Annotated in this window: 24 protein-coding genes and 1 other annotated feature; all 24 genes read left to right on the top strand. The window is 52.2% G+C overall.

The features are described from left to right. Positions 1–37: 37 nt before the first annotated feature. Positions 38–1,318: a nickel-dependent lactate racemase family protein gene (locus tag AC1BI1_RS08770; RefSeq protein ID WP_476716907.1), complete on the top strand. Its 1,281-nt coding sequence runs from the start codon at positions 38–40 to the stop codon at positions 1,316–1,318. Further along, a complete protein-coding gene (locus AC1BI1_RS08775; protein WP_476716908.1) occupies positions 1,318–2,859 on the top strand; it encodes a gluconokinase in 1,542 nt (513 codons plus the stop codon). The genes AC1BI1_RS08770 and AC1BI1_RS08775 overlap by 1 nt, the downstream gene beginning before the upstream one ends. 26 nt (positions 2,860–2,885) lie before the next feature. Further along, complete coding sequence (locus AC1BI1_RS08780; RefSeq protein WP_476716909.1) at positions 2,886–3,866, top strand: phosphoglycerate dehydrogenase; 981 nt, start codon at positions 2,886–2,888, stop codon at positions 3,864–3,866. Between the two features lie 6 nt (positions 3,867–3,872). Beyond that, entirely contained in the window at positions 3,873–4,781 is a 909-nt protein-coding gene (gene gnd / locus AC1BI1_RS08785; RefSeq protein ID WP_476716910.1) for a phosphogluconate dehydrogenase (NAD(+)-dependent, decarboxylating), read from the top strand. 51 nt (positions 4,782–4,832) lie between these two features. Continuing rightward, positions 4,833–4,955: a sequence feature (ribosomal protein L20 leader region), on the top strand. Between the two features lie 47 nt (positions 4,956–5,002). After that, the gene (gene infC, locus AC1BI1_RS08790) at positions 5,003–5,497 is read left to right on the top strand and encodes a translation initiation factor IF-3 (protein WP_476716911.1); all 495 of its coding nucleotides are present in this window, start codon (positions 5,003–5,005) and stop codon (positions 5,495–5,497) included. 19 nt (positions 5,498–5,516) lie between these two features. Beyond that, positions 5,517–5,717, top strand: coding sequence for a 50S ribosomal protein L35 (rpmI, locus tag AC1BI1_RS08795; protein ID WP_476716912.1), 201 nt, complete (start codon positions 5,517–5,519; stop codon positions 5,715–5,717). Between the two features lie 14 nt (positions 5,718–5,731). Next, positions 5,732–6,097, top strand: coding sequence for a 50S ribosomal protein L20 (rplT, locus tag AC1BI1_RS08800; RefSeq protein ID WP_476716913.1), 366 nt, complete (start codon positions 5,732–5,734; stop codon positions 6,095–6,097). A gap of 3 nt (positions 6,098–6,100) precedes the next feature. Further along, entirely contained in the window at positions 6,101–6,751 is a 651-nt protein-coding gene (locus AC1BI1_RS08805; protein WP_476716914.1) for a potassium channel family protein, read from the top strand. A gap of 13 nt (positions 6,752–6,764) precedes the next feature. After that, positions 6,765–7,565, top strand: a complete 801-nt coding sequence (locus AC1BI1_RS08810) for a TrmH family RNA methyltransferase (RefSeq protein ID WP_476716938.1) — start codon at positions 6,765–6,767, stop codon at positions 7,563–7,565. Positions 7,566–7,572: 7 nt separating this feature from the next. Continuing rightward, positions 7,573–8,907, top strand: a complete 1,335-nt coding sequence (locus tag AC1BI1_RS08815) for a TrkH family potassium uptake protein (RefSeq protein ID WP_476716915.1) — start codon at positions 7,573–7,575, stop codon at positions 8,905–8,907. Between the two features lie 451 nt (positions 8,908–9,358). Beyond that, on the top strand, positions 9,359–10,381 hold the full coding sequence (gene pheS / locus AC1BI1_RS08820; protein ID WP_476716916.1) for a phenylalanine--tRNA ligase subunit alpha: 1,023 nt from the start codon (positions 9,359–9,361) through the stop codon (positions 10,379–10,381). 29 nt (positions 10,382–10,410) lie between these two features. Beyond that, positions 10,411–12,825, top strand: a complete 2,415-nt coding sequence (pheT, locus tag AC1BI1_RS08825; RefSeq protein WP_476716917.1) for a phenylalanine--tRNA ligase subunit beta — start codon at positions 10,411–10,413, stop codon at positions 12,823–12,825. 44 nt (positions 12,826–12,869) lie between these two features. Beyond that, on the top strand, positions 12,870–13,160 hold the full coding sequence (locus AC1BI1_RS08830; RefSeq protein WP_476716918.1) for a cell division protein ZapA: 291 nt from the start codon (positions 12,870–12,872) through the stop codon (positions 13,158–13,160). Continuing rightward, on the top strand, positions 13,157–14,890 hold the full coding sequence (gene polX, locus AC1BI1_RS08835; RefSeq protein ID WP_476716919.1) for a DNA polymerase/3'-5' exonuclease PolX: 1,734 nt from the start codon (positions 13,157–13,159) through the stop codon (positions 14,888–14,890). Before AC1BI1_RS08830 ends, polX begins: the two co-directional genes overlap by 4 nt. 261 nt (positions 14,891–15,151) lie before the next feature. Beyond that, positions 15,152–16,555 (top strand): [FeFe] hydrogenase H-cluster radical SAM maturase HydG, encoded by a 1,404-nt coding sequence (gene hydG / locus AC1BI1_RS08840; protein WP_476716920.1) that lies wholly within the window; start codon positions 15,152–15,154, stop codon positions 16,553–16,555. Positions 16,556–16,636: 81 nt separating this feature from the next. Next, on the top strand, positions 16,637–16,885 hold the full coding sequence (locus tag AC1BI1_RS08845) for a TM1266 family iron-only hydrogenase system putative regulator (protein ID WP_476716921.1): 249 nt from the start codon (positions 16,637–16,639) through the stop codon (positions 16,883–16,885). 10 nt (positions 16,886–16,895) lie between these two features. Continuing rightward, positions 16,896–17,960, top strand: a complete 1,065-nt coding sequence (gene hydE, locus AC1BI1_RS08850; RefSeq protein ID WP_476716922.1) for a [FeFe] hydrogenase H-cluster radical SAM maturase HydE — start codon at positions 16,896–16,898, stop codon at positions 17,958–17,960. A 139-nt stretch (positions 17,961–18,099) separates the two neighbouring features. Further along, positions 18,100–18,561: an ATP-binding protein gene (locus AC1BI1_RS08855; protein WP_476716923.1), complete on the top strand. Its 462-nt coding sequence runs from the start codon at positions 18,100–18,102 to the stop codon at positions 18,559–18,561. 2 nt (positions 18,562–18,563) lie between these two features. After that, positions 18,564–19,883: a [Fe-Fe] hydrogenase large subunit C-terminal domain-containing protein gene (locus AC1BI1_RS08860; RefSeq protein ID WP_476716924.1), complete on the top strand. Its 1,320-nt coding sequence runs from the start codon at positions 18,564–18,566 to the stop codon at positions 19,881–19,883. After that, positions 19,883–20,236 carry a DRTGG domain-containing protein gene (locus AC1BI1_RS08865; RefSeq protein WP_476716925.1) on the top strand — a complete coding sequence of 118 codons (354 nt, stop codon included), beginning with the start codon at positions 19,883–19,885 and terminating at the stop codon, positions 20,234–20,236. Before AC1BI1_RS08860 ends, AC1BI1_RS08865 begins: the two co-directional genes overlap by 1 nt. Next, positions 20,221–20,994 carry a PHP domain-containing protein gene (locus AC1BI1_RS08870; protein WP_476716926.1) on the top strand — a complete coding sequence of 258 codons (774 nt, stop codon included), beginning with the start codon at positions 20,221–20,223 and terminating at the stop codon, positions 20,992–20,994. Before AC1BI1_RS08865 ends, AC1BI1_RS08870 begins: the two co-directional genes overlap by 16 nt. Positions 20,995–21,046: 52 nt before the next feature. Continuing rightward, positions 21,047–21,520, top strand: coding sequence for an NADH-quinone oxidoreductase subunit NuoE (gene nuoE / locus AC1BI1_RS08875; RefSeq protein WP_476716927.1), 474 nt, complete (start codon positions 21,047–21,049; stop codon positions 21,518–21,520). After that, positions 21,517–22,077, top strand: a complete 561-nt coding sequence (locus tag AC1BI1_RS08880; RefSeq protein WP_476716928.1) for an ATP-binding protein — start codon at positions 21,517–21,519, stop codon at positions 22,075–22,077. Before nuoE ends, AC1BI1_RS08880 begins: the two co-directional genes overlap by 4 nt. Then, positions 22,074–22,433: a (2Fe-2S) ferredoxin domain-containing protein gene (locus AC1BI1_RS08885; RefSeq protein WP_476716929.1), complete on the top strand. Its 360-nt coding sequence runs from the start codon at positions 22,074–22,076 to the stop codon at positions 22,431–22,433. Before AC1BI1_RS08880 ends, AC1BI1_RS08885 begins: the two co-directional genes overlap by 4 nt. Positions 22,434–22,440: the final 7 nt, after the last annotated feature.

The following is a 22,440-nucleotide window of genomic DNA, read 5'->3' on the forward strand; positions in this document are numbered from 1 at the left end:
AGTTTGCAGATAGACTTTAAGGAGTGAAAGGGAAAATATGCGGATCAAATTTTACTACGATGATGTTCCGGAAGTTGAGATCATCGAAGATGAAAATCTGCTGGGGCTGTTTGAACCCCTGGAGTTTACCAGCCAGGAAAGGGAAGAAGATATTATAATCCGAGCTCTCCTTAACCCCATAGGTACCCCGAGAATTGCCGAAATGGCAAAGGGCAAGAAGAATGTTCTGATTATAGTAGACGACAATACCCGCCTTACTCCTGTTTATAAAATCCTGCCCCTGGTTTTTGAGGAATTGAAAGAGGGCGGGATATCGGAAGATAATATAACTATTCTGGTGGGCCTGGGTACCCACCGGCCCATGACTCCGGCGGAGAGCGAAAAGAAGTTAGGGGCTGAGGCGGTGCGCAGGTTTAGAGTTGTAAGCCACAACTGGCGCGACAGCTCCAATTTGGAGTTTATCGGGAAAACGCCCAACGGGACGGAAATCTGGCTCAATAAAGAAGTGCTGAAGGCTGATTTTGTCCTGGGTATCGGCCACATTGTACCCCACAGAGTGGCAGGGTTTAGTGGAGGGGGTAAGATAATCCAGCCAGCCGTTTGCGGTGGCCGGACAACAGAGCAGACCCACTGGTTGAGCGCCCTCTACCAGGGCCAAGAGATAATGGGTAAGCCCGATAACCCTGTCCGGCAGGAGATAGAAATGGTGGCCAGACAGGCCGGATTGGACGCTATTTTAAATGTAGTTCAGGACAGGCAGGGCCGTATTGTAGCAGCTGTGTGCGGGGATCTGGTGGCCGCCCACCGTGCGGGATGCCGGGCCTCTATGGAGGTTTTTGGCGTGCGGATACCGGAACTGGCCGATATAGTGCTGACAGATTCTTACCCCGCTGATGTGGAGATGTGGCAAGCGGCTAAAGGTATTTACTCAGCTGACCTGGCTGTCAAGGAGAATGGAGTAATAATCCTGGTAACGCCGTGCCCTGAGGGTGTTGCCTCGCAACACCCAGCAGTAGAGGAGGTGGGTTACCGTCCGTTAGAAGAAGTAAAAAGGCTGGTAGAGGAGGGCACCCTCACTGACCTAACGGTGGCCGCTCACCTGGTTCACGTAGGTGAGGTTATTCAAAAGAAAGCCTCATGTATCTTGGTTTCCCCGGGGATTGGTCCTGAAGTAGCCAAAAAAATAGGCTTTAAATGGGCACCAACACCGCAGGACGCTTTAGAAATGGCTTATAGCCTTAAAGGGCACCAGGCTAAAGTTATATGTTTTAGACATGGAGGGGAAATTTTACCAGTTGTAGCAGGAGGTAACATGTAGTGAAAGGTCCTTATTTTATTGGCCTGGATATAGGGACTACCGGCTGTCGTGCTGCACTTTTTGATCTTAATGGTCAAGTTATAAGTGTAGCGGCAGAGGAATATCCCTTGCTGCAACCTCAAACGGGGTGGGCTGAACACGAACCGGAAAGGGTATATCAGGCTATCTGCAGGGCAGTGAAACAGTGCGTGTTGCAGTCGGGAGTAAACAACAGTAGCATAGCCGGGATGGGTCTGGGTTCGGTATTTCATAGCCTTATTGCCCTGGGTGCCAAGGGAGAACTGCTCAGCAATGCTATTATTTGGGCGGATAATCGCAGTGTCCGCCAGGCTGAGTTTCTCAAGGGCACGGATAATGGTATGCAGATTTACAGCCGTACAGGCTGTCGGGTTCACCCCATGTATCCTCTGGCCAAGATTTTATGGTTTAAAGAGGAAAGGCCGGAAATATTCCAGCGGACGGCCAAATTTATTTCTATAAAGGAATATGTTATCTATCGCTGGTTTGAGCAGTTCGCAATTGACAAATCAGTAGCCTCGGGGACGGGCCTGTTTAATATTCATTCTCTCCAATGGGATGAGCAGTGTCTAGAGCTGGTAGGTATCCGCCGGGAACAGCTAAGTGAACCTGTTCCTGTAACTCAAATAGTTGGAAGACTGAAGAGGGAGATGGCCGTACAATTAGGGGTTCCTGAAGGTTTACCAGTAGTTATTGGCGCTGCTGATGGTGCCCTCTCCAACCTGGGCTCAGGAGCTTGTGCCCCTGGTCAGATGGTAGCTATGGTGGGGACAAGTGGGGCTATACGCGTTATATCGGAAAAACCCCTTACCGATCCCCAGGGGCGGACCTGGTGTTATGTTATGAGTGACAATCACTGGATGGTGGGAGGAGCCATTAATAATGGTGGTCTTGTTTACCGCTGGTTCCGGGACGCTCTGGGAGAAAAGGAAGTCAGGGAAGCTGAAGAAAAGGGGATAGATGCTTATGAACTACTTAATAGGCTGGCGGAAAAGGTAAGACCGGGTGCGGAAGGGTTACTTTGTTTGCCTTTTCTTACGGGAGAAAGAAGCCCCTACTGGAATCCCGATACCCGCGGGGTAATTTTTGGTCTCGGCTTGCATCACGGGAAGGCCCATTTGGTACGCGCCCTAATGGAAGGTGTAATTTATCGTATGTATAGTGTTTTCCAGGCCATTACAGAAGTGGTAGGGGAACCGGCGGAGGTCAGAGCCACAGGAGGTTTTACCCGGTCTCCCCTATGGTGCCAGATTATGAGCGATGTTTTCGGGTACCCAGTTAAATTACCTGTGATCCACGAGGCTCCCTCGTTGGGTGCTGCTTTATTGGCTATGATGGGATTGGGTTTTGTGGACGGGATAGGGGCTATAGCTAAGATGGTAAAAGTGCGCCAAGAATTTATACCCGACCGGCAAGCCCAGGAGATTTATCGCGAACTCTATCAGCTGTACCAGCAAATCTACTGGAGTCTCCAGAGGCACTTTACTCTTATTAGCAATTTTCAAAGGCGCGATGCTCAGTGAGGTTAAATGGGGAGGTGGAGAAATAATTGACGGCTTTAACAGGCAAGGTCTTTGTTACCGCCCTTTCTTTTTCCCGCTATGCGCCGGAACCTAAAAAACTCCTGGAGGAGCAAGGTTTGGAGCTTGTCTGGAATGATAAGGACCGGCCCTTAACCGAGGAAGAGATGATAGAGGCAGTTTTACGACGTCGACCGCTCCAGGCCTTGCTGGTGGGTGTGGACCCGGTTACTGAAAGGGTCATGGAAGCCGCGCCTGAGTTAAAGGTGATAGCTAAGCACGGCGTAGGTGTGGATAACATAGATATTGCCGCGGCCAGACGGCGGGGGATTGTGGTTACTAATGCACCGGGAAGTAATACCCAGGCAGTGGCCGACCTGGTGTGGGGGCTCCTTCTAGCTGTGGCCAGGGGTATTCCCCAGGCGGATAGGATTACCAGGCAGAGTAGATGGGATAGAGTTGTGGGATGTGAAGTTTGGGAGAAGACCATAGGTATTATTGGTACTGGGCGAATCGGGCTGGCTGTAGCGCACCGGGCTCGCGGTTTCCATATGCGTATTCTGGCTTACGATCCCTGGCCTAATACCGAAGCTGCCACTCAACTGGGGATAATCTATACAACCCTGGATGACCTTTTAAGAGAGTCTGACTTTGTTAGCTTACACGCTCCTTTAACTCAGGGGACTTATCACTTAATTAACGAAGAACGGCTATGCCTGATGAAGAAGGAAGCCATATTAATAAACACTGCCAGGGGAGAACTGGTAGATGAAGAAGCCCTATATCGGGCCCTTAAAAATGGCTGGATTAAGGCGGCTGCTTTAGATGTTTTTACTCAGGAACCGCCAACGAATAGCCCTTTACTCGAACTAGATAACGTAGTTGTAACTCCCCATATCGGAGCTTATACGCGAGAGGCTAATCTGAGGATGGGTCTGGCGGCAGCCAAAAGCATCATTCAGGTTTTAAAAGGCGAGAGAGCTGATTTTGAAGTAATTGATGGGAGGTAGTTGAGTTTGCAAATAGGTCTGGTTGGCTTAGGCAGGATGGGACTAAATCTGGCCCTCAATATGCGGGACCATGGCCACGAGGTGATAGGTTACGCCAGGACTAAGGAAACTGTAGATCGAGCGGTGAGCCAGGGTATCCAGGGCGTATACAGCTTGGAAGACATGGTGCAAAAGCTTCAGTCCCCTCGGCTCATCTGGCTTATGGTTCCGGCTGGTGAGGCAGTGGATAAAGTTATTGAACAACTGATCCCGCTACTTAACCCCGGTGATATTATTGTGGATGGTGGTAATTCTCACTATCGCGATAGCCTGCGCCGTTATGAAGAGCTGCGAACCCAAGGGATTCGCTTTGCCGATGTGGGGACCAGCGGAGGTATCGAAGGCGCCCGCTACGGTGTTTGTGCCATGGTCGGGGCGGATGAAGATGTATTCCAATACTTGGAGCCTTTATTAAGAGATATAAGCGCGCCCAATGGTTACCTGCATACAGGCCCTTGCGGGAGCGGCCATTATGTCAAAATGGTTCATAATGGCATCGAGTATGGTATGATGCAGGCTATAGGAGAGGGTATGGAAATACTGGCCAATGCGCCCTTTAAACTCAACTTACGAGCAGTGGCCGGGGTGTGGCGCCACGGGTCGGTAATCCGCGGCTGGCTCATGGACCTCACTGAAAGGGCACTGGCTAAAGATAGCAACTTAGCTGGTATAAAGGATGTTGTGCACCATTCGGGCGAAGGCCTCTGGACGGTGGAGGAGGCTCTCCGGTTGGGGATACCTGCACCGGTGATTACAGCTTCCCTGATGGTACGTTTCCGCTCCGTGCAAGAAGAGAGCTTTGCCGGGAAAATGGTGGCTGCCCTGCGCCACGAGTTTGGAGGCCATGCGGTGGTAAAAAAGTCGGTAGGAGAGTAGCCGCGGGAAGTTTAGCTTATTGACGGTAATCTATGGCTATGCTATACTAGCGCAGGAAAGTAGAAGCCATCCGCTTCTCACCTTACAGCCTATGGCTGGTAAGGTTTTTGCCCAGGGAAAGAGGGTTTAGTATAAACTATAAGCGGGTGGAGGGTCCCGCCTTTCTTTTTACTGGGCGGAATTTCATCTGGAGGTGAATAATTATCAGTAAGGACTGGAGGGTGAACGGAGAAATCCGGGCCCGGGAAGTGCGCCTGGTCGGAACAGACGGCCAGCAGCTTGGCATTATGCCTTTACGTGAAGCCTTGCGTATAGCTCAAGAGCAGGGATTGGATTTAGTGGAGGTGGCACCGCAAGCCCGCCCGCCTGTCTGTCGGATTATGGATTTTGGTAAATATAAGTATGAACAGAGCAAGCGGGAGCGAGAGGCCAGGAAAAAGCAACGTATCATTAACATTAAAGAGGTAAAGCTGCGGCCCGGCATTGAGGAGCACGATTTCCAGGTCAAGGCCCGTAACGCCCTTCGCTTCCTGGAAGACGGCGATAAGGTTAAAGTAACGGTAATGTTTCGCGGCCGCGAAATCTCTCACCCTGAGTTGGGAGAAAAGCTTTGTTGGCGGTTGGCCGACCAGGTCTCGGAGATAGCCTCCGTTGAAAGGCCGCCCAAGCTAGAAGGGCGTAACATGGTCATGATATTGGCGCCCAAGAACCAATAAAAGACAAGAGGTGGAGAAAATGCCCAAAATGAAGACGCACCGGGGAGCCGCTAAACGTTTCCGCGTAACGGCCAAGGGCAAGATCAAGCGTTCCAAGGCTTTTAAGAGCCATCTTTTGACCGGTAAGAGTGCTAAAAGAAAGCGCAATTTGAGAAGACCTGCTCTGGTATCGGCTGCAGACCGGCGGCGGATAGCCAGGTTGTTACCGTATGGGGTTTAAAGGGGGAATGGGATATGTCTAGGGTAAAACGAGGTGTGACCAAAAGACAACGTCATAAAAAGATACTAAAGCTGGCCAAAGGGTACTTTGGAGCCAAGTCCAAGCTGTTCCGGGTAGCCAACCAGCAAGTAATGAAATCTTTGATGTATGCCTATGCCCACAGGCGCAAACGCAAGGGCGACTTCCGCAAGCTGTGGATTGCTCGTATCAACGCGGCAGCCCGGCAGAATGGCCTGACTTACAGCCGGTTTATTAATGGATTAAAGCGGGCAGGGATAGAGATAAATCGTAAGGTGCTAGCTGATATGGCTGTCAATGATGAAGCTGGTTTCCAACATCTAGTAGAGATAGCCAAAGAAAAGCTGGGAGTTGGGGCCTAACGTATGAAACAATTTGCTGTTATTGGACTAGGGCGTTTTGGAGCCAGTCTAGCAACTTCTTTAGCCAGGATGGGATGCGAGGTACTGGCTATTGATTCTGATGGTGCCAGGGTAGAAGCTGTAATGGATGAAGTTACCCACGCCATCCAGGCCGACGCCCGGGATGAAGAGGCTTTAAAGGCCGCCGGTATTCGCAATGTAGATGTGGCTGTTGTGGCTATTGGGGAAAATGTAGAGGCTAATATTTTGGTAACCCTAATGGTCAAGGAATTGGGAGTTAAATGTGTGGTGGCTAAAGCCTTAAATGACCTCCATGCTAAAGTGTTGGCCAAAATCGGGGCTGATAAGATTGTCTTTCCGGAACGCGATATGGGCGTAAGGGTAGCCCGTACCCTGGCAGCAGGAAATGTACTGGAGCATATTGACTTGTCGCCCGATTATAGTATTGAGGAAATTGCAGCGTCTCACCGCCTGGCCGGGAAGACCCTGGGAGAGCTAAATTTAAGGGCCAGGCATGGCACTATGGTAGTGGCTATTAAACGAGGAAATAATATTTTAGTGGCTCCGGGTGCCGAAGATATGATCAGGGAAGGAGATATTCTGGTCATTGTCGGACCTACTAAGGCGTTGGAGCGTTTTCAGGAGCGAGAGTAAGCCCGTGAGCGAAATGATTACTTCGCGGGCCAACAAGTATGTGAAATTGGCCCGGTCCCTCCACCGGCGTTCCCAGCGGGAAAGGACGGGATTATATTTACTGGAAGGAGAACATCTTATTTCTGAAGCCCTGACAGCGGGTGCGGAGGTAGAGGTTGTTCTCTATGACCACAATTTCCTTAAAGTGCCGGAGCACGCCAGGCTTTTAACCGAGCTCAAGGGTGCGGGATACCGCTGCCTGGAAGTTAAGCCCTCAGTAATGGAAACCATTGCTGCTACAACTACACCACCTGGTATCCTGGCCATCGCCAGACAAAGAAAGGCTAGTTTAGCTGAACTGCTGGAAGGCCAGGAGGTTTTTTTATTAGTAGCCGACGCCATACAAGATCCGGGCAATTTAGGGACTATGTTACGCACTGCTGTGGCTGCCGGGTGTACGGGGGCTGTTTTAACTTCCGGTACAGTTGATCTTTATAATGAAAAAGTTGTTCGGGCGGCCATGGGCGCCCTTTTTTACTTGCCGATCGTTACGGGTGTACCTGTTCAGGATCTGGTTTCTCTTCTCAAAGGCAAGGTTAAAATGGTAGTTGCCCATGTGGGCGGAACTCTTCCCTATTATAATGGCGACTACAGGGGAAGGCTGGCCATTGTGATGGGCAATGAAAATAGGGGTCCCAGCCCTAAATTACTGGAAGATAGTTTTGCCTGTGTTAAAATTCCCCTTTGGGGGCCGGTAGAATCCCTCAATGTAGCCGTGGCTGCAGCCATTTTACTTTATGAAGCGGCCCGTCAGCGCTATGTCCGGGAGGCTTAAATTAAATATGGTACGCCTTACTCCCACTCAAGGGATTGTTCTAGGCTTTGCCTGCGTGATTTTGCTGGGTGCCTTTTTATTGATGTTACCCATTTCTTCGGCTACGGGCAACTGGACTGATTTTTTAACCGCTTTGTTTACAGCTACTTCAGCAGTGTGTGTAACCGGGTTGGTGGTAGTAGACACGGGGACCCACTGGTCCACCTTTGGTCAGGTAGTTATTTTATTATTGATACAGATAGGTGGACTGGGTTGGATGAGTGTGGCCACTTTAGTGGCGTTAATAATTCGCAAGAGGATTTCTTTGCGGGAAAGGCTATTTATCCAGGAGGCTCTGAACAAAGAGGATCTTGGCGGTGTTGTAGACCTTACTAGGCGGATTGTCCTTACCACCTTCATTATCGAAGGTTGGGGGGCGTTCATTTTATCGCTGCGCTTTGCTCGGGATTTCGGTTGGGAACGCGGCATTTATTATGGCGTATTTCATGCGGTATCGGCCTTTAATAACGCCGGTTTTGATCTCTTAGGTCCTGCTTTTGGTAAATTTTCCAGTTTGACTCATTATGTAGATGATCCTACCATTAGTTTAACTATCTCTACGCTGATAATTCTGGGAGGCATCGGGTTTCCGGTTATCATGGATATTTTAAGAACCCGGAAGTTTACGCGTTTGAGCCTCCACAGCAAACTGGTTCTGCTCACTACTTTGGTTCTTATTTTGACAGGTACCGTGGCTATTTTAGCCTTGGAATGGGATAACCCCCGTACCTTACAGCCCTTATCGCTTCCAGTTAAGTTAATGGCCTCTTATTTCCAGGCAGTGACGCCCAGGACAGCAGGTTTTAATACCCTCGATATAGCCGGGATGGAGCCGGCCAGCCGGTATGTTCAGATTGTGTTAATGTTTATCGGCGCTTCCCCGGCCGGTACCGGTGGAGGTATAAAAACGACAACTTTTACGGTTTTGGTGCTGGCGGTCCTCACGATGGTACGAGGGCGGCAGGAAGTAGAGTTTGGAGGCCGGCAAATTGCCTGGCCGCGCGTTTTTAAAGCTCTAAGTATCACTGCTATATCCTTCGCCCTGGTCAATGCAGTCAGCTTTATTCTTTTAATTAGCGAAGGGAAAGACTTTTTGGCCGTCTTGTATGAAGCTACTTCCGCTTTCGGTACGGTGGGCCTGACTACGGGGATCACCCCGGAACTCACATCTTTGGGCCGCTGGTTGATTATTTTAACTATGTTCGCCGGGAGGGTAGGGCCCTTAAGTTTGGCCATGGCCATCTGGAAGCGCCAGGTTAAAGCCAATATTCACCGTCCGGAAGAGCAGGTGATTTTAGGCTAGCCAAGGGGAGGGGCGTGTGTTATAATTTTTATTAAAAGGTCCCAACCCTTGGAAAGGGCGTGATATAGTGTCCTGGTCTTTAAGGGCAGAGCTTTTCTGGAGAATTTTTGAAAAAACGGGATCTATAGCAGCTTATATTATTTATCGCAGGCTGGTCCTGCAGTAAAATAAAAACGCCAAAAACGCCCAAATGCTATGACCGGGAGGAGTAGCTTGCCAGGACCTTACAGGGAGGCGGCGTCGTCGACTGGAAGCGCTGCTAAGGGAGGGGCAAGTGAAGTTCGCCCGGGAGCAGCAGGCTGAAAGGCTGTGATGGCCCAGTAGGCTGTAGCCGGTACTCCTGCCGTTATCCGGGAGACCTGTTGATAGGCAGGTAATCTTGGGGTGGTTTTAGTATTAAGAGCAGGTCTTCGTCCCGAAGGGGCGGAGGCTTTTTTTATGGGGTGAGGATATGCTGGATGTAATCGCTGATCTGAAAGACAAGGCCTTGACCGAGCTCGCGCAAGTTAACGACCTGGAAGGAGTAGAAGCAGTAAGGATTAAGTACTTGGGCAAAAAGGGCGAGCTGACCCAGATTTTACGCGGCATGGGCCAATTGCCCCCGGAGGAAAGGCCCCGGGTGGGCCAGCTGGCTAACCAGGTGCGGGAAGAATTAGAAGCGGAGCTGGCCCGGACCAGGGCATATTTGCTTGAGCAGGAAAAGGAGAGGCGCATCAAGGAAGAAAGACTAGATGTAACTCTGCCGGGCCGACCTTTGCCCCGGGGTTATCGCCATCCGCTGTACCTGGTCCTAGAAGAGATCAAGGACATTTTTATAGGTTTAGGTTTTGCCGTGGCCGAGGGGCCGGAGGTGGAAACGGATTATTATAATTTTACGGCCTTGAACCTGCCTCCGGAGCATCCAGCGCGAGATATGCAAGATTCCTTTTACATTAGCCAGAACATTTTGCTGCGGACCCACACTTCGCCGGTCCAGGTGCGGGTGATGGAAGACATGTGCCCGCGTTTGCCTATCCGCATTATAGCGCCGGGGAAAGTTTACCGCCGGGATGACGATGCTACCCATTCCCCCATGTTCCACCAGGTAGAGGGGCTGTTGGTGGATAGGAGGGTAACCTTTGGGGATTTAAAGGGGATCCTGATGGCGTTCTTACGCCAGATATTTGGACCTGAGGTAGGGGTTCGTTTCCGGCCCAGTTACTTTCCCTTTACCGAACCCAGCGCTGAAGTGGATATCTCCTGCGTCATGTGTAAGGGACAGGGTTGCCGGGTGTGCAAGCAAACGGGATGGTTGGAGATATTGGGGAGCGGCATGGTTCACCCCAAGGTTCTGGCTATGGCAGGATATAATCCGGACGAAGTGAGCGGCTTTGCTTTCGGTTTAGGTGTGGAGCGGGTAGCTATGCTCAAGTACGGTATCGATGACCTGCGCCTTTTCTTTGAAAACGACCTGCGTTTTTTGAGGCAGTTCTAGCACTTTAGGAGATGTGAGGTGGAAGGCCGTTGCGCGTACCTTATAGCTGGTTAAAAGAGTATGTAGAGGTGGATTTATCCCCGGAAGAACTGGCCGGCCGGCTTACCATGGCGGGTATACCGGTAGAAAATATTATTATTCCCCACCCCGGGTTTGAGGGGGTAGTGGTGGGCGAGATCAAGGATATACAGGAACATCCCCATGCCGACCACCTGGTGGTCTGCTTGGTAGATGTAGGGGGTGCGGTTCTACAGCTGGTTACCGGAGCTCCCAATGTGAGGGTTGGCCAAAAGGTAGCTGTAGCCCTGGAAGGAGCGCGGCTCCCCGGTGGCCGGGAAATTCGTAAGGTTACCTTTAGAGGAGTGGATTCCCGGGGCATGCTCTGTTCGGCCCAGGAGCTGGGGCTGGATACCAGCCTGGTAACTCCCGAAGACCGGGAAGGCATCATAAGTTTGCCGCCAGATGCTCTTCTAGGGGCGGAGGTGGCCGGCGTTCTAGGTCTTAAGGAAACTATACTGGAGCTGGAACTCACCCCCAATAGGGCGGATTGCCTGAGTATCCAGGGTGTGGCCCGGGAAGTGGCAGCCTTGACGGGTGCCGCTTTCCGCTGGCCATCCATTGATGTATTCGAAGAGGGCCCTCCCGCCTCTACCCTGGCTTCCGTAGAAATTGAAGCGGCGGATATGTGCGGCCGGTATGTGGCCCGTATAGTTAGGGGAGTAAAAATAGGACCTTCTCCCTCCTGGATGCAGGCCAGGCTGCGGGCCTGTGGCATACGCCCCATTAACAATGTGGTCGACATAACTAATTATGTTATGCTGGAGATGGGCCAGCCCCTGCATGCCTTTGATTATGACTTGCTCAGAGGCAAAAGAATTATTGTGCGCCGGGCCAGGCCAGGGGAAAAAATAGTTACCCTGGACGGACAGGAGCGGCTGCTGGAGAGCAATTTGCTGGTTATAGCCGATGAGGAACGGGCGGTGGCCGTAGCAGGAGTGATGGGCGGCCTGGAAACTGAGGTAACTGCTAACACGGTGAATGTACTTATTGAGTCAGCCCACTTTGATGGGGCGGCTATACGCCGGGCTTCCAGGTTTTTGGGTCTACGGTCAGAATCCTCCTTGCGCTTTGAACGAGGAGTCAATATCGAGGGAACTGCTGAGGCTGCCGACCGAGCGGCCGAACTCATGATGCGATTGGCCGGGGGAATTATAAGCCCGGGCCGTCTGGATTGCTATGTGCAGAAACGGGAACCGGTGATCATTATTCTCCGGCCGGAAAGGGTAAATTACCTCTTGGGGACGGAGTTGGCGGTAAGTGAGATTAAGGAGCTGTTGACCCGGCTACAGCTTAAAGTAGAAGGAGAAAATCCATTGCGGGTAGAAGTTCCTCCTCCCCGGGGGGACCTAACCCAGGAAATAGATCTGGTGGAAGAGGTAGCGCGGCTTTACGGTTACGACCGGCTTCCGGTCACTATACCTCCCGGTGTGGTCGCAGAGGAGAAAAAATCCAGCCGGCAGCTCTGGGAGGAAGCTGGCCGTGAGGCAGCTGTAGCTTGCGGCCTCAGCGAAGTGGTAACTTATAGTTTTATAAATCCCAAAGTGTGGGATCTTTTACGCCTACCCCCGGAACATCCCTGGCGGCAAACGGTTGTCCTGCAAAATCCTTTGCGGGAAGAGCAGAGCGTTTTAAGAACGACCTTACTTCCGGGGCTTTTGGAGGCGGCGGCCCGCAACGCCAGCAGGAAGGTAACGCCCGTAGCCATTTTTGAGCTGGGCCGCGTGTTTATACCACGGGGAGAAGAACTGCCGGAAGAACCCCTAAGGCTGGCAGGGCTGGTTATGGGAATTTGGGAACGCGGCTGGGCCTGGCCGGCCCAGGAGATGGATTTTTATTACCTGAAGGGTGTGGTGGAGGAGATCCTGGGGCGCCTGCGCCTTCCCAGGGTGCGCTTTGAAGCCTCCAGTTCCTGGCCCTTCCTGCATCCGGGCCGTAGTGCAACTATCTATGTGCAAGATGTAAATTTAGGCTTCCTGGGAGAGCTCCACCCCGATGTATCGCGTGCTTACGATCTGCCCCAGAGGGCCTATGTTTTTGAGCTGGATTGGGAGAAAGCCGGAAAGGTGAACAAAGTGCTCCCCCTTTATAAGCCGCTCCCCAGGTTCCCCGCCGTGGAAAGGGATCTAGCAGTGGTAGTACCGGAAGAGATCACCGCGGAACAGGTACAACGGGTCATTGTGGCTGCCGGCGGCGCTAATTTGAGAGGATGTCGCCTTTTCGATGTTTACCGCGGCGAGCAGATTACTTCAGGCCACAAGAGTTTAGCCTATACCCTGACTTTTCAGGGGGAAGACCGGACTTTGACGGATGAAGAGGTAAATGCTGCCCTAGAGAAGATCCAGCAAGAATTGGCCCGGAAATTGGGTGCGTCTCTGCGCAAATGAATATTTTTGTAGAAGGGATTTTAAAGGATGGGGGGTGGCCACCCTTGACCGAGGCTTTGCTTAAGGAAGAAAAAAAGGAAGAAAGGATTAACCGTGCTGCGGTAACCATTTTTGACCAGGAATATATCCTAAAGGGTACCGAAACTCCCGAGTATATGCGCTCTTTGGCAGCCTACGTGGATAGGAAAATGCGCCAGATCAGCCAGAAATGCCCTCATTACCCGCCGGTGAAAATAGCTGTGCTGGCGGCTGTCAACATTGCTGATGAATTGAACAAGGTTAGGCAGGACTACGAAACACTCATTAGATTGATCCAGGAGGAAAGGAAAGGTTGACCAACCTGGAATTATCTTGGGCCCTGGCTGAGATGGGGGATCTCTTAGAAATTAAAGGAGAAGACCCCTTCAAAGTACGTGCTTACCATCGAGCAGCTAGGGTTTTGGAATATTTGGAGGAAGAAGCAGCTAGCTTTTATGCTCGGGGCGAGCTGGAGAAAATCCCGGGCGTAGGGAAAAACCTGGCCAAAAAGATCGCCGAGCTATTGGAAACCGGTCGCTCAAGCTTCCTGGAGCAACTGCGCCGGGAAGTACCGCCCGGGCTCCGGGATATGCTGGCCATTCCTGGCCTGGGAGCCAAATCCATCCGCCAGATCTACCAGCATTTGAACATAACTACCCTGGAAGAGTTGGAAGAGGCTGCCCGGGAACACAAGATTCGCCAATTACCCGGTATGGGCAGCAAGACCGAGCTGGCTATTTTGCGCGGCCTGGATATGCTTAAAGAGACCCGAGACCGGGTACCTCTGGGTATCGCCCGGCCCCTGGCCCAGCTTTTGTGCCAGCAGCTGATGGCTTTGCCGGGAGTGGAAAGGGCGGAAATGGCCGGCAGTGTACGTCGCGGTTGTGCCATGGTGGGAGATGTGGATATCCTGGTGGGAGTGACAGATCCTACGGCAGTAACCGAGGTAATGGCGCGCCATCCCCAGGTGAAGGAAGTTCTACGGGCGGAGGAAAACGCGCTTTCCCTGCGAACCTGGACCGGAGTAAAGGTAGAAATTTTCTTGGTACCGGAAGAAAAATTCGTCTCCAGCTGGCTTTACCTTACGGGCTCGCCGCCCCACCGGGAGGAGCTAAGGCGTTACGCGGAAGAGCGTAACCTTCCCCTGGCAGATATAGGTTTGCCTTCCAGGCTGGAAGAAGCCAAGGCTTCCCTGGCTTCCGAAGAAGAGTTTTACCGGAAGCTGGAGCTGCCCTTTATTGTACCGGAATTGAGGGAAGGCCGGGGCGAAATTCAGGCGGCGAGGGAGGGACGCCTGCCCAGGCTAATTGCTTTGGAGAATATTCGAGGAGACCTCCACATCCATACGCGCTACAGTGACGGTATAAACACTATTAGGGAAATGGTGGAAGCGGCCAGGTCCAGGGGATATCGTTATCTGGCCATTACTGACCACTCCCGTTCTTTGGCTGTAGCCCGGGGCTTGAGCGTAGAACAATTACTGGCCCAGAAGGAAGAAATCGCCCAACTCAACCGGGAACTGGAGGGCTTTACAGTTTTGGCGGGTATCGAAGTCGATATATTACCGGACGGGCGGCTGGATTATGAGGATGAAATTTTAGCGGCTATGGACATTGTGATAGCTTCTATCCATTCGGGCTTCCACCAGGGAGAAGAGCAGATTATGGCTCGTCTGGAGGCCGCCTTGCGCCACCCTTATGTGGACATCCTGGGCCACCCCACAGGCCGTATGTTGGGCCGCAGGCCGGCCTATGCAGTAAACCTAGACAGGATTCTGGAACTGGCGGCCGAGACAGGTACTATTCTGGAGATCAATGCTTCGCCCGACCGCCTGGACCTGGATGAGAACACCGCTCGCCGGGCTAAAGAATATGGTATACCCCTGGCCATCAATACCGATGCCCACGATGCCGGCCGCCTGGATGATATGTGGTACGGTATCACTGTAGCCCGGCGCGGCTGGCTGGAGCCGGAGGATGTGGTCAACACCTGGGAGATGGAAAAGCTCCTTAAAAGGCTTAAGCGGAATAGGGGGAAGGGTGGATAAAAAATATACTTCCCCCTTGATTTTTAACTTCAACTCGTGCAAAATATAACTAGCACAAGTATAGCCTAACCTGGCGGGTTGGGTGCCGGCCGGGGAGGGTGGAGAGGAAATCCTGCAGCCAGGGGTAAAACCTGCAGCCAAGGGGGGAACTAGGATTAAAAGCGCTTACTTGCTGGTAAAGGCAGGTAAGCTTTTTTATTTTTGGAGGTTTGAAGCGAGGTTGATTGATTAAGCATTAAATACTCAAGGAGGCGGAACATAATGCGGCACAATTATAGAGCCGACTTTATCGACCATGAAGAAATTGAGGGTTTGCTGACGGAAGCTGTCCAAGCTCCTGCCGGGGTAGCGGAAAAGATCGTGGATAAGGCCCGGGAGGCTAAAGGCCTTGAGCCTCATGAGGTAGCGGTTCTGCTGCAAACTAAAGATGAGGCTGTGTGGCAAAAAGTTTTTGCGGCAGCTAACGAGGTTAAGGAGAAAATTTATGGTAAGCGTATGGTCCTTTTTGCTCCCCTCTACATCAGCGACTACTGCATTAACAACTGCCGTTACTGCGGTTACCGGAGGGATAACAAATTTACCCGCCGGCGCCTGAGTTGGACGGAGCTGGAGCGGGAGGTCCGGATTTTAGAATCTTTAGGGCATAAGCGCCTGGCCGTGGAGGCCGGAGAAGACCCGGTGCACTGCCCCCTGGATTACGTAATAGAGGTTATCCGGCGAATTTACCAGATAACTGAAAAAAACGGGAGCATCCGCCGGGTTAACGTCAACATTGCGGCTACCACCGTGGAGGAATACCGGGAGCTTAAAAAAGCTGGTATTGGCACTTATATTTTGTTTCAGGAAACTTACCACCGGCCTACCTATGCCTATATGCACCCTTCCGGGCCTAAAGCCGATTATGACTGGCATACCACGGCTATGGACCGGGCCATGGAAGCCGGTATTGACGATGTAGGCTTGGGAGTCCTTTTCGGGCTTTATGATTATAAGTTTGAAGTGCTGGGGCTGCTCTATCATGCCCGGCACCTGGAGGAAACCTTTGGCGTGGGACCCCATACCATCTCGGTACCGCGGCTGCGGCCGGCTAAAGGGGTTTCCCTGGATAAGTTTCCGTATCTGGTACCTGATGAGGACTTTAAAAAGATTGTGGCTGTGATCCGTCTAGCGGTGCCCTATACGGGTATGATAATTTCCACCAGGGAAACACCGGAATTTAGGGCTGTACTCCTGAGATTGGGTATCTCCCAGCTAAGTGCTGGCTCTTGTACTGGGGTAGGGGGATATGGGCGGCATTACGCGGAGGAGCAGGACGAGACGCCCCAGTTTGAGGTAGGAGATCACCGCCATCCCGATGAGGTAATCCAGGACTTGTGCCGGCAGGGTTACTTGCCCAGTTACTGTACTGCTTGTTACCGCCGGGGCCGGACGGGTGAACGTTTCATGGCTTTAGCTAAGACAGGGCAAATCCAGAATGTCTGCCAGCCCAATGCTTTACTCACCTTCCAGGAGTACCTTTTGGACTACGCTACCCCAGAAACTAAGAAAATAGGGGAGGAAACTATGGAACGCTACCTGGCCGAAATACCGAGCGTTGCTGTGCGGGAAGAAACAGTGCGGCGCCTGGAGCGTATAAAGGCTGGGGAGAGGGACCTGTACTTTTAAGCGCCGGTGTGCTTAGGGCAGGAGCTTCCTGGCCGAGATGAGCGAACGGTAATCCTACAGGAAAGGAGCGAACCAGGAAAAGTGGAGCGGCGAATCGGCGTCATCGGGATAGTGATTGAAGACCGGGAAAGTGTGGCCAGCCGGGTTAATGCGATCTTGAGCGATTACGCAGAATTTATCGTGGGTAGGATGGGCATTCCCTATCGCGAGCGGGGCGTATCTGTTATAGCCCTCATTGTAGATGGAACTACGGATGCCATTGGCGCCTTGACCGGCAAATTAGGTAGCTTGCCGGGGGTAAAGGTCCGGGCTGCCCTAACCGGAAAGTGAGGTGATATATTTGCGCAAGGAATTTGCCGAGGCGCTTTCTCGAGTAGTAGGCGGCGAAAAACCGGATAAAGAGACTATAGTTACCCTCCTCAGTGCGTGCCCGGGAGAGGAGGAAGAGGCCCTCTATCGCCAGGCGGATGACGTCCGGGCGTGTTATGTGGGGGAAGAAGTGCATTTGCGGGGAGTAATTGAGTTTTCTAACCATTGCCGCCGGCATTGCCATTATTGCGGCCTGCGGGCAGATAATAACCGCCTGGCCCGCTATCGCATGCAGCCGGAGGAAATCTTGGCTGCGGCCCGGCGAGGCGTGGAACTGGGCTATGGAACTATAGTGCTCCAATCCGGGGAAGACCCTTGGTATACGGGAGAGATGCTGGCAGAACTAGTGGCAGCCATAAAAGCTTTAGGTGTAGCCGTCACCCTCTGTGTGGGCGAAAGGCCGCGGGAGGAATATGAGCTGTGGCGGGAAGCCGGGGCTGATCGCTATCTTTTAAAGCAAGAGACAGCTAATCCTGAACTTTATCGCCAGCTGCACCCTGGTATGAGCTGGGAAGAGCGGCTCAAGTGCTTGCGCTGGCTTAAAGACCTGGGCTATCAGGTCGGATCGGGCAATATTGTGGGCTTACCCGGCCAGACCCTGGAAGATCTGGCTGCGGATCTCCTCCTCTTGCGAGAATTGGAGGTAGAGATGGCCGGGATCGGGCCATTTATTCCCCATCCGGATACTCCTTTAGGGGGTTACCCGGCGGGCAGTCTGGAATTAACTTACCGTGTGCTAGCAGTAGCCCGGCTTGTCATACCCTGGGCCCACCTGCCGGCCACCACTGCAGTAGGCACTCTGGCCCCTAACGGCCGCCAGCTAGCTTTACAGCGAGGGGCGAACGTCGTAATGCCCAACCTAACTCCCGGCAAATATCGCCCTAATTACCAGATTTATCCCGGGAAAATTTGTATTAATGAGGAGCCGGAAGATTGCCGCCATTGCCTGGAAGGAATGATCCGGTCCTTGGGGCGGCGGGTAGGCAGGGGACCCGGCCATGGCTTAAGAGCCCTGGGGTTGCTAACAAAAAATTGAATAACAAAAAACCGAATAAAATAGTCCGGAAAATTGAATTACTAATGGAAATTTTTCTACTAGCAGAAGGAGATTCCGAAGGGGATAGCGAATATAGGACAATGTGAATGAGTTCACAGTCACTGAAAGTTAGAGCCGGATGAAGCTCTGTGAGGTGCAAATACTCCTGGAACTTGCCTTTAAAGTACAAGGCCGCGATTTTCAAGCTGCCGGCGATGGAGCGAGCAAACTTAAACATGTGCTGCAACAGGTGGGCTTTCCACCCGAACTGGTAAGGCGAGTGGCTATTGCGGCCTTCGAGGCGGAAATGAATATTATCATTCATGCTTACCGAGGTGAACTGCGCGTCAGCATTGCGCCAGAGAAAATAGTGGTCGTGGCTGAAGATGAGGGCCCGGGTATTCCGGATATCGAGCTGGCTATGCAGGAAGGATATTCTACTGCGCCGCCCGAGGTTAGGGAGATGGGTTTTGGGGCGGGGATGGGCCTTCCTAATATAAAGCGGTGTGCCGATAGGTTGGAGATTGACTCTGAAGTTGGCCGTGGCACGTTGTTGCGAGCAGAATTTTATCACCGTGCTTCAGAAGGTAGAGGTGCCTGAAGTTGGAATATTTTCATTCCGTTCGCCTGGATTGGGATAAATGTAAGGGTTGTACCAACTGTATAAAGCGTTGCCCCACCGAAGCCATCAGGGTACGAGAGGGTAAAGCTCGGATTATCGAGGAAAGGTGCATAGACTGTGGCGAATGTATAAGGATTTGTCCCAATCATGCTAAGGTGGCGGTGGGCGATGGTCTGGAGAGATTACAGGATTTTTCCTTTACCGTAGCCCTTCCTGCTCCCTCCTTCTACTCCCAGTTTAATCCACCTGGTGGTATACCACAGCTGCTGGGAGCTTTGCTTAAATTGGGCTTTAATGCTGTGTTTGAAGTGGCTCTGGCTGCTGAGGCGGTTTCTTGGGCCACCCGTCGCTTTTTGGAAGAGTACCAGGGTCCGCGTCCCCTTATTTCCGCAGCCTGTCCAGCGGTGGTGAGTTTAATTGAGGTGCGCTTTCCTTCTCTGGTGGATCAGGTGATTCCCGTGGAGCCGCCGGTCAATGTGGCGGCCAGGCTGGCGCGGGAAGAAGCTGTAAGATCTACAGGCTTGCCTCCCCACAAAATTGGTGTCTTCTTTTTATCACCCTGCCCGGCCAAGATTACTGCTGTCCGGCAGGCTAAGGCCCGGGAGGAAAATTTAGCCGATGGGGTTCTCCCTATTATGACAATATATGGTGAGTGCCGGGAAGCTCTCAAAGACGCCGGGAGGGTCCTTCCCCGGGCGGGGAGCAAAGGTGTGGGGTGGGGGCGTTCGGGCGGCGAAAATGCAGCTTTGGACTGGGGTAAGCTTTTGGAGGTAGATGGTATCCACCACGTAATTAAGGTATTGGAAGCCGTAGAAAAGGGTGAACTAAAACAATTCGATTATCTGGAAGCCCAGGCCTGCCCTGGCGGCTGCGTGGGGGGTCCGTTAATGGTGCGCAATCCCTTTGAGGCGCGACAGGAATTGATTTTCTTGAGCCGGGATATCCCGGGCAGTCCCATGGGCGATGAAGAGTTGGCAGTCTTAGCAGAAAAGGGTAGCTGGCAAAGCAGGTGGCGCCCCAAGCCCCGGTCGGCCTTGCGCCTGGACGAGGATATTGCTAGCGCCTTGGTTAAAATGCAGCAATTGGAGGAGACGGCCCGGCTTCTTCCGGGACTAGATTGCGGCGCTTGTGGATCTCCTAACTGTCGCGCTCTGGCAGAGGATATAGTGAGGGGTCAGGCCTCGGATACCGACTGTATCTTCCTCTTGAGGGAACGGGTGCGGGTGCTGGCCGAAGAAGTAGTGGAACTGGCCAGGAAGCTGCCGCCTCCCCTGGCTGAACCCGAAAGGAGCAGTGGATAATGACGGTGGGTGAGGTAGTTTCACGTCTGGGATTAAAGGTGATAGCAGGGCATAAAGGCTTGGAACGGGAGGTTGTAAGTGGCTATGCTGCCGACCTGTTGAGCGATGTCATTGCCCACGCGCCGCAGGGTTGTTTGTGGTTAACTTTGCAAACCCATGAAAACATTGTGGCCGTAGCTTTATTGATCGATGCCGCAGGGATAGTTATTACCGGAGGCCGCCAGGCGGAGGAGGCTACTTGCCAGCGGGCAGAAAAAGAGGGCATTCCCCTTCTGGGCAGTATGGAGAACACTTTTACCCTCGGGGGAAAGCTATATGCTTTACTTCAGGAGCAAAAATGCGGTGCTTTATAACGGATCTGCATATCCATTCTGCTCTATCGCCCTGTGCCGGGGAGGAAATGACGCCTCCGTCCATTGTGGCGCAAGCTCTGCAGGCAAGACTGGACTTGATTGCCGTTACCGATCATAACAGTGCCGGCAATATAGAAGCAGTAATGGAGGCGGCGCGAGGGACTACTTTAAAAGTATTACCCGGCCTAGAAGTCCAAACGAGGGAAGAAGTACATCTGGTTTGCCTTTTCGAAAATACAGAAGCAGCCCTGGCCTGGCAGGAGATAGTTTATCAACACCTGCCTCCAGGCGAAAACATTGAAAGCTTTTTCGGAACCCAGTTGCTGCTGGATGCCCGGGGTAGAGAAAGGGGCAGGGAAAAACGGCTCTTGTTACAGAGCACTGACCTCACTGCGGAAGAAGTAGTGGAACAGGTAACTTCTCTGGGAGGGGTGGTAATACCTGCCCATGTGGACCGTCAAGCTTACAGCTTGCTGGGAGTACTAGGGTTTATCCCTCCGGGTTTACCAGTGACAGCCTTGGAGATCAGCCGGGCGGAAAATAAGGAGAAGATAAAAGGTTCCTTAGGTTCGCCTACAAGATTCACGTTGATAACCTCTTCCGATGCCCATTATCTGGAGGACATAGGCCGCTCTGCTACTTGCTTTTATATTAAGGAGGCGACCCTCTCCGAAATCCGTCTGGCTCTGGCTGGTGAAGGAGGACGAAAGGTGGTGATGGTTCAAAAAGCTGGTCAATATTTCAGATTAGTAGAGTAGAAAGTCCAACATTTGGGTTAAGGAGAATGTGTAAGGAGGGTGTTTGGGGATTATGGAGGCATGTCAATGCGAAGCAAAATGGGAACAACTGGAGCAAATTATCAATGCTCACCGCGGCCAGCCGTCCGCCCTTATCGAGGTACTACATCAAGCCCAGGACCTTATAGGTTATTTGCCTAAACAGGTCTTGATAGCTATAGCTGAGGGCTTGGGCGTATCTTTAAGTGAAGTTTATAGCGTCGTTTCCTTCTATGCGCATTTTACCACCAAACCTAAAGGCAAGTATCAGGTTTCAGTTTGCAAGGGTACGGCTTGCTATGTTAAAGGTGCTCCGGAAATACTGGAACGCTTGGAGAAGGAGCTGGGCATCAAAGCCGGGGACAGCACTGATGACGGCAAGTTCTCCCTGGAAGTGGTCCGCTGCCTGGGAGCTTGCGGCCTAGCCCCAGTGATGATGGTTAACAAGCGGGCTCATGGATTGTTGAGGCCGGATACTGCCCTGGCCGTGCTCCAGTCCTATCAATGATGGAAGAGCTAGCCCTGCATATCCTGGATTTAATGGAGAATTCTCTGGCCGCCGGAGCCGACTGTATAAAGCTAAGAATTATAGAAGATCCGGCCGGGAACAGGATGGTAATCGAATTAATAGACAACGGTAGGGGGATGAGCGAAAACGAAGCTGAGGCTGCTTTAGATCCATTTTTCACAACGCGCACTACCCGGCGGGTGGGATTGGGCTTACCCCTTTTTAAAGCTACAGCCCAGCAATGCGGAGGAAGCTTAACTTTGATTTCTCGGCCGGGGAAAGGTACCCGGGTGGTGGTGACCTTGGAGTTAAATCATATAGACCGCCCTCCCCTGGGCAATATGGGAGCTACCATAGCAGCTATTTTGGGTCGGGAGGAGCCGCCTGAACTCCACTATTACCACCGGAGGGGCGAGCAGGTCTTTGAGTTTTCCACCTCCTGGCTAAAGAAACACCTGGGAGACATACCTGTTAATCTGGCCCCGGTTTTAGAGTGGGTCCAGAGTTATATCAATCAGGAGTTAAAGGGATTACATGGGGGTGAACACTGCTTATGAAGTCAGTGGAAGAGTTGCTAAAGCTTAAAAAAGAAATCCAAGAATCCATTGCCTTACGTGAAGGAGGGAACAAGATCAAAGTCGTGGTGGGCATGGGCACCTGCGGCATAGCGGCCGGGGCCCGGGAAGTTATGTCGGCTCTGCTCGATGAGCTGGCCAAACGCCGGTTGAACAATGTGGTGGTGACCCAGACGGGCTGTATAGGCTTGTGTGCCCAGGAACCTTTGGTGGATGTGCTGGTACCGGGTAAACCGCGGGTGACTTACGGTAAAGTGGACGCGCAAAAAGCCCGCCAGATAGTGGCCCAGCATATAGTTAACGGTGTTATAGTCAGCGAATGGGTTGTAAATAAGTAGTCGTTGG

The sequence above is a fragment of the Thermanaeromonas sp. DSM 22490 genome (assembly GCF_056378755.1).

Excerpts from the sequence above, each read along its gene's own strand:
- pheS (WP_476716916.1), top strand. The coding sequence starts at position 9,359 with ATGCTGGATGTAATCGCTGATCTGAAAGACAAGGCCTTGACCGAGCTC.
- AC1BI1_RS08880 (WP_476716928.1), top strand. The coding sequence starts at position 21,517 with ATGATGGAAGAGCTAGCCCTGCATATCCTGGATTTAATGGAGAATTCT.
- AC1BI1_RS08810 (WP_476716938.1), top strand. The coding sequence starts at position 6,765 with ATGATTACTTCGCGGGCCAACAAGTATGTGAAATTGGCCCGGTCCCTC.
- nuoE (WP_476716927.1), top strand. The coding sequence starts at position 21,047 with ATGGAGGCATGTCAATGCGAAGCAAAATGGGAACAACTGGAGCAAATT.
- AC1BI1_RS08770 (WP_476716907.1), top strand. The coding sequence starts at position 38 with ATGCGGATCAAATTTTACTACGATGATGTTCCGGAAGTTGAGATCATC.
- hydG (WP_476716920.1), top strand. The coding sequence starts at position 15,152 with ATGCGGCACAATTATAGAGCCGACTTTATCGACCATGAAGAAATTGAG.
- AC1BI1_RS08815 (WP_476716915.1), top strand. The coding sequence starts at position 7,573 with ATGGTACGCCTTACTCCCACTCAAGGGATTGTTCTAGGCTTTGCCTGC.
- AC1BI1_RS08870 (WP_476716926.1), top strand. The coding sequence starts at position 20,221 with ATGCGGTGCTTTATAACGGATCTGCATATCCATTCTGCTCTATCGCCC.
- AC1BI1_RS08805 (WP_476716914.1), top strand. The coding sequence starts at position 6,101 with ATGAAACAATTTGCTGTTATTGGACTAGGGCGTTTTGGAGCCAGTCTA.
- AC1BI1_RS08885 (WP_476716929.1), top strand. The coding sequence starts at position 22,074 with ATGAAGTCAGTGGAAGAGTTGCTAAAGCTTAAAAAAGAAATCCAAGAA.
- AC1BI1_RS08855 (WP_476716923.1), top strand. The coding sequence starts at position 18,100 with ATGAAGCTCTGTGAGGTGCAAATACTCCTGGAACTTGCCTTTAAAGTA.
- rplT (WP_476716913.1), top strand. The coding sequence starts at position 5,732 with ATGTCTAGGGTAAAACGAGGTGTGACCAAAAGACAACGTCATAAAAAG.
- rpmI (WP_476716912.1), top strand. The coding sequence starts at position 5,517 with ATGCCCAAAATGAAGACGCACCGGGGAGCCGCTAAACGTTTCCGCGTA.
- AC1BI1_RS08865 (WP_476716925.1), top strand. The coding sequence starts at position 19,883 with ATGACGGTGGGTGAGGTAGTTTCACGTCTGGGATTAAAGGTGATAGCA.